Source organism: Burkholderia sp. MSMB1826, assembly GCF_001526325.1.
Lineage (GTDB): Bacteria > Pseudomonadota > Gammaproteobacteria > Burkholderiales > Burkholderiaceae > Burkholderia.
In genome coordinates, this window is the sequence record NZ_LOYN01000058.1 from 182915 (window position 1) to 194896 (window position 11982).

14 protein-coding genes and 1 riboswitch are annotated in these 11982 nt (G+C 68.1%); of the genes, 3 read left to right on the plus strand and 11 right to left on the minus strand.

Translation table 11 applies throughout. The features are described 5' to 3' along the window. Window positions 1-148: 148 nt before the first annotated feature. The 7 genes from WS95_RS31750 to WS95_RS31780 all read right to left on the minus strand — a co-directional run bounded on the left by WS95_RS31750 (window position 149) and on the right by WS95_RS31780 (window position 5406). The gene (locus WS95_RS31750) at window positions 149-1090 is read right to left on the minus strand and encodes a CopD family protein (RefSeq protein ID WP_059828136.1); all 942 of its coding nucleotides are present in this window, start codon (window positions 1088-1090) and stop codon (window positions 149-151) included. Beyond that, entirely contained in the window at window positions 1087-1467 is a 381-nt protein-coding gene (gene copC / locus WS95_RS31755; RefSeq protein WP_059828255.1) for a copper homeostasis periplasmic binding protein CopC, read from the minus strand. Before copC ends, WS95_RS31750 begins: the two co-directional genes overlap by 4 nt. Window positions 1468-1481: 14 nt before the next feature. Then, window positions 1482-1829: a copper-binding protein gene (locus tag WS95_RS31760; protein WP_059828138.1), complete on the minus strand. Its 348-nt coding sequence runs from the start codon at window positions 1827-1829 to the stop codon at window positions 1482-1484. Between the two features lie 66 nt (window positions 1830-1895). After that, window positions 1896-3191 carry a copper oxidase gene (locus WS95_RS31765; protein ID WP_059828140.1) on the minus strand — a complete coding sequence of 432 codons (1296 nt, stop codon included), beginning with the start codon at window positions 3189-3191 and terminating at the stop codon, window positions 1896-1898. Window position 3192: 1 nt separating this feature from the next. Next, window positions 3193-4683 carry a TolC family protein gene (locus WS95_RS31770; RefSeq protein WP_059828142.1) on the minus strand — a complete coding sequence of 497 codons (1491 nt, stop codon included), beginning with the start codon at window positions 4681-4683 and terminating at the stop codon, window positions 3193-3195. After that, entirely contained in the window at window positions 4680-4961 is a 282-nt protein-coding gene (locus WS95_RS31775) for a hypothetical protein (RefSeq protein ID WP_059828258.1), read from the minus strand. Before WS95_RS31775 ends, WS95_RS31770 begins: the two co-directional genes overlap by 4 nt. 88 nt (window positions 4962-5049) lie before the next feature. Beyond that, a complete protein-coding gene (locus tag WS95_RS31780; RefSeq protein ID WP_059828144.1) occupies window positions 5050-5406 on the minus strand; it encodes a hypothetical protein in 357 nt (118 codons plus the stop codon). A 233-nt stretch (window positions 5407-5639) separates the two neighbouring features. Here WS95_RS31780 and WS95_RS31785 point away from each other — a divergent pair, with 233 nt between their 5' ends. Both WS95_RS31785 and WS95_RS31790 read left to right on the plus strand, forming a co-directional pair. Further along, complete coding sequence (locus WS95_RS31785) at window positions 5640-6311, plus strand: heavy metal response regulator transcription factor (RefSeq protein WP_034205580.1); 672 nt, start codon at window positions 5640-5642, stop codon at window positions 6309-6311. Then, a complete protein-coding gene (locus tag WS95_RS31790) occupies window positions 6308-7717 on the plus strand; it encodes a heavy metal sensor histidine kinase (RefSeq protein ID WP_059828146.1) in 1410 nt (469 codons plus the stop codon). The genes WS95_RS31785 and WS95_RS31790 overlap by 4 nt, the downstream gene beginning before the upstream one ends. 24 nt (window positions 7718-7741) lie before the next feature. On the opposite strand, the gene WS95_RS31795 is transcribed toward WS95_RS31790, so the two are convergent. The 4 genes from WS95_RS31795 to WS95_RS31810 all read right to left on the minus strand — a co-directional run bounded on the left by WS95_RS31795 (window position 7742) and on the right by WS95_RS31810 (window position 10538). Beyond that, window positions 7742-8950 (minus strand): MFS transporter, encoded by a 1209-nt coding sequence (locus WS95_RS31795; protein WP_059828148.1) that lies wholly within the window; start codon window positions 8948-8950, stop codon window positions 7742-7744. Between the two features lie 98 nt (window positions 8951-9048). Next, complete coding sequence (locus tag WS95_RS31800; RefSeq protein ID WP_034205583.1) at window positions 9049-9234, minus strand: DUF1289 domain-containing protein; 186 nt, start codon at window positions 9232-9234, stop codon at window positions 9049-9051. Between the two features lie 2 nt (window positions 9235-9236). Beyond that, a complete protein-coding gene (gene dmeF, locus WS95_RS31805) occupies window positions 9237-10250 on the minus strand; it encodes a CDF family Co(II)/Ni(II) efflux transporter DmeF (RefSeq protein ID WP_059828150.1) in 1014 nt (337 codons plus the stop codon). Between the two features lie 12 nt (window positions 10251-10262). Next, window positions 10263-10538, minus strand: coding sequence for a metal/formaldehyde-sensitive transcriptional repressor (locus WS95_RS31810; RefSeq protein WP_012338822.1), 276 nt, complete (start codon window positions 10536-10538; stop codon window positions 10263-10265). 116 nt (window positions 10539-10654) lie between these two features. Continuing rightward, window positions 10655-10831, plus strand: a riboswitch (yybP-ykoY riboswitch). Window positions 10832-10890: 59 nt separating this feature from the next. Here WS95_RS31810 and WS95_RS31815 point away from each other — a divergent pair. Then, a complete protein-coding gene (locus WS95_RS31815) occupies window positions 10891-11901 on the plus strand; it encodes a sodium:calcium antiporter (RefSeq protein WP_059828152.1) in 1011 nt (336 codons plus the stop codon). Window positions 11902-11982 lie beyond the last annotated feature (81 nt).

Here is an 11982-nt window from a genome sequence, read left to right on the forward strand (position 1 = left end):
GGGTGACGAAAGCTTAGCGGCGCTCAATGACAGTTTCCGGTAATCGGCAGACAGGCCGATGTAATTGGCATCATCGCGCCGCGATCGCCCTGCGTCTTCCGGTCATGTGTCGACAATGCAGCCGATCTTCCGACGAAAACCCGCCGCGCTAGACCGTCCCCGGCAGTGCGCTCGACACGAGCACGGCCGCCGCCATCAGCACGCCGCCGAGCACGACCGCCTCGATCCGCAACACCGCGCCGAACTGCTTCGACGCGCGTGCCGGCATCGCGGCGGCCGGGTCCTTCAACGCGTCCAGCAGCTTCGGCATCCCGAAGAAGCGGTTGTGCCCGCCGAGCATCGCGGCAAGCAGCACGAGCGCGAGCTTCAGCAGCAGGATCTGCCCGTACGTCGACGTGAGCAGGTTGGCGGGCGTCTCGACGCCGCGCCAGCCGTTGTACGCGCCGGTCGCGAACAGCACGATCAACGCGCAGGTCGACGCATCGGACAGCGACTGCACGAACGCCGCGCCCGTCATGCGCTCGCTCGTCGGCATGCGGGCGAGCCGCGGCATCAGGCCGAACGCCGTCACGAGCACGAGCCCGACCCACGCGCTGATCGCCAGCAGATGCAGCCAGTCGACCCACACCGGCACGCTGAACAGCCCGGCGTCCACCGGATGGCCGCCGTTGCTGCGCGCCAGCGCGACAGCGGCAAGCGCGGCCGCCATCGCGAACGGAAACCGCGTGTCGTTCGCGCGCCCGACGAACGACAGCAGCACGACGACGAGCATCAACACCGTGCCGGCCAGCCACGCATGACCGAACCCGGTGCGCGCAAGCATCGAACACACTGCCGGCCCCGCGTCGAGCAGCGACACTTCGCTCATCAGCGCGCAGTGCGCCCAGAACGCGGTGACGCTCGCGAGCAGCGATACGACGGATGCGATGCGCAGCGTCGCGACAAGCCGCCGGCCGACGTCGTGCTGCCATGCGGACGCGCCGCGCGCGAGCCAGTGGCGACCGAGCAGCGCACCGACGACCACCGCGAACCCGGCGTTCTGGATCGCCACCGCCACGAGCCGCAACAGGCCGAGGATGCCGTCGTTCATTCCTTCACCCGGAACGTATAGGCGCCCTTCGTGCGATGCGCATCGGCCGTCATCGCCGTCCACTGCACCGTGTACGCGCCGGCCGCGAGCTTCGGTATCGCGACGGCCATCACGCGCGGATTCGACGCGTCGACCTTCGCCTTGTCCTGCGTGACGGCGTTGCCGCTCGCATCCGACACCTTCACCGAGCTGAACGCCGGTTCGAGGTCTTCGTTGAACGTCAGCCGCACCGTGTCGGGCGACACGTCGACCGTGCTGCCGGCCGCGGGTGCCGCGCCTTCGAGCTTGCCGTGGGCCGAGGCCGCGACCGGTGTCATCGCGAAGAGGGCGCCAGCCGCGGCGAACGCGGCGAGCCGTCCGGAAATCGTGCTGGTCATGTTCGCGCTCCGCGTCACGGCTTCTTCAGTTCGACGACGGTCAGCGCGCCGTCCACGTCCTCGGCGACGAAGTCGATCGTATCGCCCGCCTTCACTTGCGACAGCATCGCCGGGTCCTTCACCTTGAATACCATCGTCATCGCGTCCATCCCGAGGTTCTCCAGCGGGCCGTGCTTGATCGTCAGCTTGCCGGCCGCCGTGTCGACCTTGCGGATCTCGCCGTGCGACATGCGCGACGCCGCCGCGGCGCCCTGCTTCGCGCCATCGCTCATGTCCATGCCGGCCATGTCGCCGGCGGCGTACGACGCAGCGGAGAACGCCAGCGCGCACCCCGTCGCCATCAAAACCAGTCCCTTCTTCATCGTGTCGACTCCCGTGTAAGTGAATGGAAACCGGCGGCCGCATCGGCGCGGCCGCCGCGTGCTGCTTCAACCGTCCGGCATTTCGCCGGTGTATTCGTATGCGACGGTGCCCTTCGGATGCCGGAACCAGCCCGGATCGCGATAGTCGTTGCGGCCGAGCCCTTGCCGCACCTTGAGCACCGTGAACATGCCACCCATTTCCAGCGGCCCGAACGGGCCCGTGCCGGTCATCATCGGCAGCGTGTTGTCGGGCAGCGGCATCTCCATGCCGCCCATCGCGCCGCCCGTGCTGCCCATCGCCATGTAGTCGGGCACGAGCTTGCCGATCCGCTTCGCGAGGTCCTTCTGCGGTACGCCGATCAGGTTCGGCACCTGATGGCCCATCGCATTCATCGTGTGGTGCGACTTGTGGCAATGGAACGCCCAGTCGCCCGGGCGATCGGCGGTGAACTCGATCGCGCGCATCTGGCCCACCGCGACATCGGCCGTCACTTCCGGCCAGCGCGCGGCCGGCGGAATCCAGCCGCCGTCGGTGCCCGCGACCTCGAAGCTGTAGCCGTGCAGGTGGATCGGGTGATTCGTCATCGTCAGGTTGCCGAAACGAATCCGCACGCGGTCGCCGGCGCGCACCGGCAGCGGATCGATGCCCGGGAACACGCGCGAGTTGAAGGTCCACATGTTGAAGTCGGTCATCTCGTTCACGCGCGGCGTGTAGCTGCCGGGATCGATGTCGTACGCGGCGAGCAGGAACACGAAATCGCGATCGACCGGCATCGTGCCGCGGTCCTTCGGATGCACGACGAACATGCCCATCATCCCCATCGCCATCTGCACCATCTCGTCGGCGTGCGGGTGATACATGAACGTGCCGTGCGCTTCGAGCTGGAACTCGTAGACGAAGGTCTTGCCGGGCGGGATATGCGGCTGCGTCAGGCCGCCGACGCCGTCCATCCCGTTCGGCAGCCGCAGCCCGTGCCAGTGGATCGTCGTGTGCTCGGGCAGCCGGTTGGTCACGAAGATGCGGACCTTGTCGCCTTCGACGGCCTCGATCGTCGGGCCCGGCGACTGACCGTTGTAGCCCCACAGGTTCGCGTTCATGCCGGGCGCCATCTCGCGCACGACGGGCTCGGCCGTCAGGTGGAATTCCTTCCAGCCGTTCTTCATCCGCCACGGCAGCGACCAGCCGTTCAGCGTCGCGACGGGCGTATACGGGCGGCCGTTGGGCGGCACGAGCGGCGGCTGCGTGCCGGTATTCGCCATCGTCGGCGCTTCGGGCAGCGATGCGGCGCCGCCCTTGGCGACCATCGCCGCACCGAGCAGCGCGGCGCCCGAGCCGCTGAGAAATTGTCGACGGGACACCATGTCAATGACCTTCCGGATGCGGTTGCGTCGCGGGCGCCGACGGCGCCGCGGGCGTGGATGCCGGCTGCGGCGCAGCGTCGGCGGTTGGGGTGGATTCGGATGCCGAATGGGCGGAATGCGTCGCGTCCGGCGACGGCAACCGGCCGCCGACGGCCATCTGCAGATCGGTTTCGGCGAGCCAGTAGTCCTTCAGCGCGTCGATGTAGCCGTTGACCGCGCCGACCTGTTCGCGCGCATCGGTCAGCAGCTCGAATACGCTCGCGAGCATCCCGTTGTAGCGCAGCAGCAGTTCGTCGGAGATCGTCTTGCGTAGCGGCACGACCTCGTCGCGATAGTGCGTCGCGACGTCGTAGCTCGTCACGTACGCCGCGTACGATTCGCGTACTTCGGAGCGCGCATCGATGGCCGTTTTCGCGAGCCGGTTCGCCGACTGCATGTAGATGGCCTCGGCGCGCGCGACCTTGGCGCCGCCCCAGTCGAACAGCGGAATCTCGACGCCGATCTCGTAGCCGTGCTCGTGGCCCTTGCCGGTTTCGTAGTCGTTCACGTAGCCGAGCTCGACCGCGTTGACGAAGCGCGTGGCCTTGCTCAGGCCGAGCGACGACGCGACACCCTGCGTCTGCAGCTTCGCCGCCTGGATGTCGAGGCGGTTGCCCATCGCGAAACGTTCGAGATCTCGCAGGTCCGGGCGCGCCTTCGGCACATCCGGCAAGCGCTCGGGCAGCGCGTACCGCGCGCGCTCGCCCCACAGCCCCATCGCACGCGTGAGCTTCTCGCGTGCGGCGACGGCCTGCTGGCGCGCCTTCGCGTGCTGCGCGACCGCATCGGCATGAAATGCCTGTTCGCGGGCGTAGTCGAGCCGGCTGAAGTTGCCGGCCTGCCGCATGCGCAACGCCAGTTCGGCGGCCGCGCTCGCGGCGTCGCGCACCTGCTGCGCATAGTTCGCGGCCTGCTCCGCGGCGACGGCCTCGACATACGCGCGGCGCGCATCGGCCGCGACCTTCAGCATCGCATCGGCCGTTTCCAGCTTGGTCTGCTCGAAACGGCGGCGCTCGATCTTCGTTGCAAGCGGCATCGTCAGCAGCGCGAACACGTTCGCCGAGAACGTGCGGCCGAGCGTGAGCTCGCCGTCGCCGGCACGCGTGCGGCTGAATGCGAAGCGCGGGTTCGGCAGCCGGCCCGCCTGCACGAGGTCGGCCTCCGACAGCCCAAGCTCCGCGTACGACGCCTGCAAGCCTTGGTTGTTCAGCAGCGCGACCTGCACCGCGTCGTCGATCGACAGCGGCTTGCCGAGCAGTTCCTTCGTCCGCCGGTCGACGGCTTCGCGGTCGGCGTCGGTCCTGACCACCACCGCGTCCTTGCCGATGCGTTCCGATGCGACGGACGACACGGCGCCGAACCCGCCGTCCTTCGAAAACGTCGTGCAGCCCGCGAGGAACGCCAGCGTGGCTGCGGCCACGCCGATCCTCGGCGATATCGCGAACGTCGTCATCGCGCGGCCCCTCCGTGCGTCGAATGGGCGGCGCCGTGGCCGGCCGCGTCGCCGGTCGTGCGTGCTTTCGCGGGCCGCTCCATCACGTCCCGGTTCAGTTGCTGCCAGCCCGGGCCTGCGTCGTCCCGATACGGACGGTAGCCGTCGAACGCGGAGGTCACGGTGACGTCCGGCACCGACGCGGCGGCGTCCGCCGGATCGGGCAACGGGGTTTGCGCGGGCGCGAGCGTCGGCACGAGGGCCGCCGCGCCCCATAGCGCCGCAATGATCAATCGCATGAACATGTCTCGTCGTAAGTCGTCCGGCGCGCCCGATACGGCGCCCGGCGCACATGGCGGATCGCGGCGCGTCGGCCGCGGGCAGGGACTAGGCGGGCATCCGGCGCGGCGGCCGGTCGATGCCGCCGGTCAGGAACGACACGCCTCCGGCCGAAGGCGGTGGCGCGACGATCGTGACGCCGACGCTCGTCGCGGCAGGCACCGCGAGCGCCCCCGACATGTCCGTGCCGATGCAGCAGGACACGCACGCGGCACACGACGACGCACCTCGTGCATGGTCGCCGTGATCGTGATGAACGTTCTGCGCGGCCGGCATCGCGTGCGACGCGTTGTCCGCATGCCGCATGGCAGCTCCCGAGCACGGCATCGAAACGACCGCGAACGACTGGATCGGCAGGCTCAGCGCGAGCAATACGACGACGAGGAAGGTGCGCCAGTACGACATGGAGACGAAATCGGGCAGACAGCGATCGTTCGGGCCGTCGCGGCGCCGTGACGGCGCGCGCCGGGGACAAGACGACCGCAGCTTATCGCCGCCGCGGTGACGACGGCATGGCCGAAACATGACCGGCTTTTCATGACAATTCCGTCATCCGCCCGTCATCCTTCGCGCACGCGCGACGCCGTACGCTCTGGCTTTACACTGACCGGCTCGAATCACGGACAGCCTGCCTGACCATGCGGATACTGATAGTCGAAGACGAACCCAAGATGGCGTCGTACCTCCGGAAGGGGTTGACGGAGGCGAGCTACACGGTCGACGTCGCGGAAAACGGCAAGGACGGGCTGTTTCTCGCCTTGCACGAGGATTTCGACCTCGTCGTGCTCGACGTGATGCTGCCGGAGCTGGACGGCTTCGAGGTGCTCAGGCGGCTGCGCGCGCAGAAGCAGACACCCGTGCTGCTGCTCACGGCCCGCGAGGCGATCGAGGACAAGGTCGCCGGGCTCGAACTCGGCGCCGACGATTACCTGCTCAAGCCGTTCGCGTATGCCGAGTTCCTGGCGCGCATCCGTTCGCTGCTGCGGCGCGCGCCGCGCAACGTGCGCGACGTCCTGCACGTCGCCAATCTCGAGATCGACCTGCTCAAGCGTCGCGTGCGGCGCGCCGACACCCGCATCGACCTGACCGCGCAGGAATTCGCGCTACTGCAACTGCTCGCGGAACGCGAAGGCGAGGTGCTGACGCGCACCTTCATCACGTCGCAGATCTGGGACATGAATTTCGACAGCGACACGAACGTCGTCGATGCGGCAATCAAGCGCCTGCGCGCGAAGATCGACAACGCGTACGAGAAGAAACTGATCCACACGATTCGCGGCATGGGCTACGTGCTCGAGGATCGTTCGTGACCGCGCGCCCCGCGCCGTATTCGCTGCTGCGGCGCCTGACGCTCGCGTTCGCCGCCGTCGCGGCGCTCGTGTTCGCGCTGACCGGCGCGTATCTCTATCGTTCGCTGTCCGCCGAACTGACGCGGCGCGACGACATCGAGATCGCCGCCAAGCTCAACCAGTTCCTGCAACTCGCACGCGCCAGCGGCTCGACCGCCGCGCTGCGCGCCGATCCGGCCGTTTTCCATGACGTGTTGCTGTCGCATCCGGGCGTCTATCTCGGCATCTACGACGCGCAACGTCGTCCGCTCGTCGAGCATTCCGACGAAGCCGGCAATACGCTCGCGTCGGTGATCGCAGCGCCGCATCCGGCTGGCAGCGCCGGTAGCCCGTTCACGTGCGCGCCGCCCGGCATCGGCACGTCGCGCTGCGTGCATGCACGCGAAAAGCTGCCGTCCGGCGAAGCGATCCAGGTCGCGCTCGCGCGCACCGCAACCGATCGCCAGTCGCTACTCGAAAGCTATCGCGTCGACATCTGGCTCGCGGCGGCCGTCGGCGCGCTGCTGGTCGGCGCGCTCGGCTACGCGGTCGCGTCGCGCGGCCTGCGCCCGGTCGAAAGCCTCGGCCGGCAGACGTCGCGCATCGAGGCGCACAACCTGAACGCACGCCTCGACGCGCGCGGCGGCCCGGTCGAATTGCGCGAGCTCGCCACGTCGGTGAACCGGATGCTCGACCGCCTCGAACGCGCGTTCGTGCGGCTGTCGCAATTCTCGTCCGATCTCGCGCACGACATGCGCACGCCGCTCGCGAACGTGATCAGCTCGTCGCAGATCACGCTATCGCGCGCCCGCACCGCCGACGAATACGAAGCGCTGATCGAATCGAACATCGAGGAGTGCGAACGGCTTCAGCGGATGATCGAGAACATGCTGTTTCTCGCCCGTACCGACAATGCGCAACAGCACCTGAAGACCGCCGAACTCGACGCGGGCAGCGAACTGCGCCGGCTCGCGTCGTACTTCCAGGCGTTGGCCGACGAGGCCGGCGTGCGCATCGACGTGCATGGCGAAGCGCCGGTCGTCGCGGACGCCACGCTGTTCCGGCGCGCGGTGAGCAACCTCGCGTCGAATGCGCTCGAACACGCGGAAGCTGCGTCGACGCTCGAGCTGGCCGTGTCCGTACGAGGCGGTTACGCGGTCGTCGAAGTCACGAATCGCGGCGCCGCGATTCCGCCCGAACAGGTCGAGCGGATCTTCGAGCGCTTCTACCGGATCGATTCGTCGCGGCACGGCGCGGCGCGCAACGCGGGGCTCGGGCTCGCGATCGTGAAATCGATCATGGAGCTGCATCGCGGCAAGGTGGAGGTCGCGAGCCGCGACGGGCACACGACGTTCGCGCTCCACTTCCCGCGCGGCACGGACGGTTAGCCCCGCGCCTCTCCACGTTCGACGCTAACGATCCTGTCCTGCGCCAAACGACGTGCGGACACACACGAGCAGCACGATGGTCGCCGTGCTGAACGCGGCGCCCGCGTAGAACGTGGCAGCGGCGCCGACCCGGTCCCACAGGAAGCCCGCGACGACGCTCGATACGAGCGTCACGATGCCGCCGATCAGGTTGAATACGCCGAACGCCGTCCCTCTCAATTCGGCCGGCGCGGCATGCGCGACCATCGTCGCGAGCAGCCCTTGCGTCATCCCCATATGGAGCCCCCATAGCGCGACGCCGACGAGCACGGCCGGCCAGTACGCGCCGTGCGCCAGCACGATATCGGCGGCGATCAGCAGGACGAGCCCGACCACCATCAGCTTCGTGTGGCTCGTCGTATCGGCGAGCTTGCCGAACGGGTAAGCGGACAACGCATAGACGACGTTCATCGCGACCATCACGAGCGGCACGAGTGCGACGGGCACGCCGCTGCCCATCGCGCGCAGCACCAGAAACGCCTCGCTGAAACGCGCCAGCGCGAACACGCCGCCGACGGCCGCCACCCACCAGTAGCGGGCGCCGAGTCGAGCGACGACCTCGCGGCGGATCGGGTTCACGCGCCGCGCGCCCGGCGCATGCGCCGGCTCGTCGATGCCGAACGCGAGCAGCGCCACGGCCAGCACGCCGGGAATCACGGCCAGCCAGAACGCGAGGCGGAAATCGTCGCGCCACGCCAGCATGATGACGACGGCCAGCAGCGGCCCGAGGAACGCGCCCACCGTGTCGAGCGACTGGCGCAACCCGTACGCGGCGCCGCGCAGATGAACGGGCGTGACGTCGGCGACGAGCGCATCGCGCGGCGCGCCGCGAATCCCCTTGCCGACGCGGTCGACGATCCGCGCGGTCACGACGACGCCGATCGTCGGCGCGATCGCGAACAGCGGCTTGCTGAGCGCGCCGAGCGCGTAGCCGGTCACCGCGAGCCATTTGCGATTGCGCAGGTAGTCGCTCAGCGTGCCGGAGAACACCTTGACGACCGGCGACGTCGCCTCGGCGATCCCCTCGATCAGGCCGATCGCCGTCGCGCTCGCGCCAAGCCCCGTCATCAGGAACATCGGCAACAGGCTGTGGATGATTTCGGACGACACGTCCATCAGCAGGCTGACACAGCCGAGCACCCACACGCTGCGCGGAATCTGGCGAAGAATGCCGGTCGACGAGTCGGTCTGCATGGGTCGCTCCCGGGTCGGAAATCCCGATACTGGATGCCAGCGATACTACCGCAGGCCGGCGACACCGATCGCCGGCTTCGGCAGCGCGTGCGCCCTTGCTATTGCGCGTCGTCGCGCCGGAGTTTCGCCTGCCGGCGCGGACGGTCGTTCAGTATCTGATGGCGGCGATGGTCGGTCAGCTTCTTCCAGTCGCGCGCCTCGTCGCGCGTGCGCAGGCAGCCGACACAAAAGCCCGTGCGGCCGTCGAATGCGCACAGGTCGATACACGGCGATTTCACGGCCACGATCAGGCCGCCTTCGCAGGCGTCGTCACTTCGACGGTCACGTGCGACATGCCGTCGAAGCGCGCGACCAACGCATGGTAGAAACGCGCATCGCGTGCGGCGTCGCCCGATTCGACCGACACGATCGCGCTCATGTGCCCGGGGCCCACGCGCCACACGTGGAGATCGTTGACCTGGTCGCCGAGCGCCTCGATCGCGCGGCGGACGTTGTCCGTCAGCTTGCGATCGACGTTGACGTCGAGCAGCACACCGCCCGTATCGCGTATCAGCCCGTACGCCCAGTTGGCGATCACCAGCGCGCCGACGATGCCCGCGAGCGGGTCCATCCAGACCCATCCGAACGCGCGCGCGAGCAGCAGGCCGACGATCGCCAGCACCGACACAGCCGCGTCGGCAATCACGTGAACGTAGGCCGACCGGATGTTGTGGTCGCGATGCGCGGCCGGGTGCGATGCGTGACCATGATGCGCGTGGTGCGCGTCGTCGTGGTCGTGGTCGTGGTCGTCGTCGTGGTGATGCGGATGATCGTGACCATGACGATGCCCGTGATGGTGATCGCCGCTCAGCAGCCACACGCTGGCGAGGTTCACGGCGAGCCCCAGCACGGCGATCGGAATCGCTTCGTCGAAGCGAATCGGCACCGGCGCCAGCAGCCGCGCGATCGCCTCGTAGCCGATCAGCAACGCGATCATCGCCAGCACGATCGCGCTCGTGAAGCCGGCCAGGTCGCCGAGCTTGCCGGTGCCGAACACGAAGCGCGGATCGTCTGCGTACCGGCGCGCATAGGTATAGGCCAGCGCCGCGATCAGCATCGCGCCCGCGTGCGTCGACATGTGCAGCCCGTCGGCGACCAGCGCGAGCGAACCGAACAGCGAGCCGCCGACGATCTCGGCGATCATCATCGCCGAGCACAGGCCGATGACCATCCACGTCTTCCGCTCGTTCTGCGCATGGGCGGTGCCCAGAAACGCGTGACTGTGCACGCCGCCGGTCGCCGGGCGCTTGAATTCGTTCATGTTCCGATCCGCTTACTTGAAATAGCTGTGCACGACATCGATGAGCTGCTCGGTCGCGCTGCCTTCGTGTGCGTCGGGCGTGTCCGCATCGACGAGATGCGACCGGATGTGGTCTTCCAGCACGACGGCCAGCAGGCCGTTCATCGCGCCGCGGCAGCTCGTGATCAGTTGCAGCACGTCGTTGCAGCCGCGCTCGTCTTCCAGCGCCCGTTCGATCGCTTCGACCTGTCCCTTGATACGGCGCACGCGGTTCAGCAACTTCTGTTTTTCGCGAACGGTATGACTCATCGATGGCTCCTGTATAGGGTAGGGGAGTATATATCCTGAAGGCTGCCCCTGTAGCATGGAGGGGTATTCTTTTTCGAGACGAAGGCTTGTCGAAAGAAAACCGCTCGGCTAGACTGCTTTCCGTCTTTGGGGAGTAGCCTGCTTTCCGTCCCCGGAAAGCGAACGCGTCAACACACTCGGCCTACGGCCGTGGCGCGTTCGGCCGATCGGCTTGGCGAGACCATCGGCACATCGCGTCGTTCCTGGTCGGACGGCGGCGGATGTGCCATGGTTCGTCAGCGTCCGACCACGGAGTCCCCATGTTCCTCCCCGCTCGCTTTCCTCACGCCACCGCTGCCTGCGGAGGTGCCGCATGACCTTCATGTTTGTCGAACTCGCGTTCATGCTGGTCGTCATCCTTGTCGCGGCCGAGGTCTTCACCAATGCGCTCGAACATCTCGGCGAACGCCTGAAGATTTCCGAAGGCGTGACCGGCTCGCTGTTTGCGGCCGTCGGCACCGCGCTGCCCGAAACGTTGGTGCCGCTGCTCGCGCTGGCCGGCGGCACGTCGAACCCGACCGTGAACGAGGAGATCGGCGTCGGCGCGATTCTCGGCGCGCCGCTGATGCTGGCGACGCTCACCACGTTCCTGATGACGCTCGCCGTGATCCGCTCGCGCGGGCTGCGCGGCACGATCGCCCCCGAACGCACGGGCTTCGTGCGCGACATGAACACCTTCCTCGCCGCGTTCTCGCTGGCGACCGTCGCGATGTTCGTTCCGCATCACAACTGGGCCGTGCGCGCGCTGCTCGCCGCGATGCTGGTCGGCCTCTACGTGATGTACGTCGCGCTGACGTTGCGCGCGTCGACCGGCCTCGTCGATGCCGGGCACGGCACCGAGGCGCCGCACGCGATGTTCCTGTCGCGCGTCGGCCTGCCAACCAATCTCGCGACGATCCTGCTGCAACTGCTGATCGGCGTCGCGCTGCTGGTCGGCGGGGCGAAGGGCTTCATTCACGGCGTGGAAGGCGTATCGCACGCGCTCGGCGTATCGGCGCTGCTGCTGTCGCTGATCGTCGTGCCGATCGCGACGGAACTGCCCGAGAAGGTCAACAGCGTGCTGTGGATCCGCCGCGGGAAGGACACGCTCGCGTTCGGCAACATCACCGGCGCGATGGTGTTCCAGGGCACGCTGCTGCCGGCGATCGGCATCATGCTGACGCCGTGGGAGCCGCGCCCCGAAGTGCTGACCGGCGTGATCATCACGCTCGCGGCGGCGGCCTGGCTGCGCGTCAACGCGCATACGCGCGGGCTCGCGACCTGGGCGTTGCTCGCGAACGGCGCGGGTTATGCGGGGTATCTGGCGTTGACGCTGGCGCGCTGACCGCAGATCGGGCGCGCCGGCCGGCGAACACGTTGGCGCGGCGCGCTTCGCGGCGGCGGATGCGGGCGGCAGCGACACCCG

What these genes read in the sequence shown, in the direction of transcription:
- WS95_RS31750 (WP_059828136.1), bottom strand. Translation starts at nt 1,090, where the DNA reads ATGAACGACGGCATCCTCGGCCTGTTGCGGCTCGTGGCGGTGGCGATC.
- copC (WP_059828255.1), bottom strand. Translation starts at nt 1,467, where the DNA reads ATGACCAGCACGATTTCCGGACGGCTCGCCGCGTTCGCCGCGGCTGGC.
- WS95_RS31760 (WP_059828138.1), bottom strand. Translation starts at nt 1,829, where the DNA reads ATGAAGAAGGGACTGGTTTTGATGGCGACGGGGTGCGCGCTGGCGTTC.
- WS95_RS31765 (WP_059828140.1), bottom strand. Translation starts at nt 3,191, where the DNA reads ATGGTGTCCCGTCGACAATTTCTCAGCGGCTCGGGCGCCGCGCTGCTC.
- WS95_RS31770 (WP_059828142.1), bottom strand. Translation starts at nt 4,683, where the DNA reads ATGACGACGTTCGCGATATCGCCGAGGATCGGCGTGGCCGCAGCCACG.
- WS95_RS31775 (WP_059828258.1), bottom strand. Translation starts at nt 4,961, where the DNA reads ATGCGATTGATCATTGCGGCGCTATGGGGCGCGGCGGCCCTCGTGCCG.
- WS95_RS31780 (WP_059828144.1), bottom strand. Translation starts at nt 5,406, where the DNA reads ATGTCGTACTGGCGCACCTTCCTCGTCGTCGTATTGCTCGCGCTGAGC.
- WS95_RS31785 (WP_034205580.1), top strand. Translation starts at nt 5,640, where the DNA reads ATGCGGATACTGATAGTCGAAGACGAACCCAAGATGGCGTCGTACCTC.
- WS95_RS31795 (WP_059828148.1), bottom strand. Translation starts at nt 8,950, where the DNA reads ATGCAGACCGACTCGTCGACCGGCATTCTTCGCCAGATTCCGCGCAGC.
- dmeF (WP_059828150.1), bottom strand. Translation starts at nt 10,250, where the DNA reads ATGAACGAATTCAAGCGCCCGGCGACCGGCGGCGTGCACAGTCACGCG.
- WS95_RS31810 (WP_012338822.1), bottom strand. Translation starts at nt 10,538, where the DNA reads ATGAGTCATACCGTTCGCGAAAAACAGAAGTTGCTGAACCGCGTGCGC.
- WS95_RS31815 (WP_059828152.1), top strand. Translation starts at nt 10,891, where the DNA reads ATGACCTTCATGTTTGTCGAACTCGCGTTCATGCTGGTCGTCATCCTT.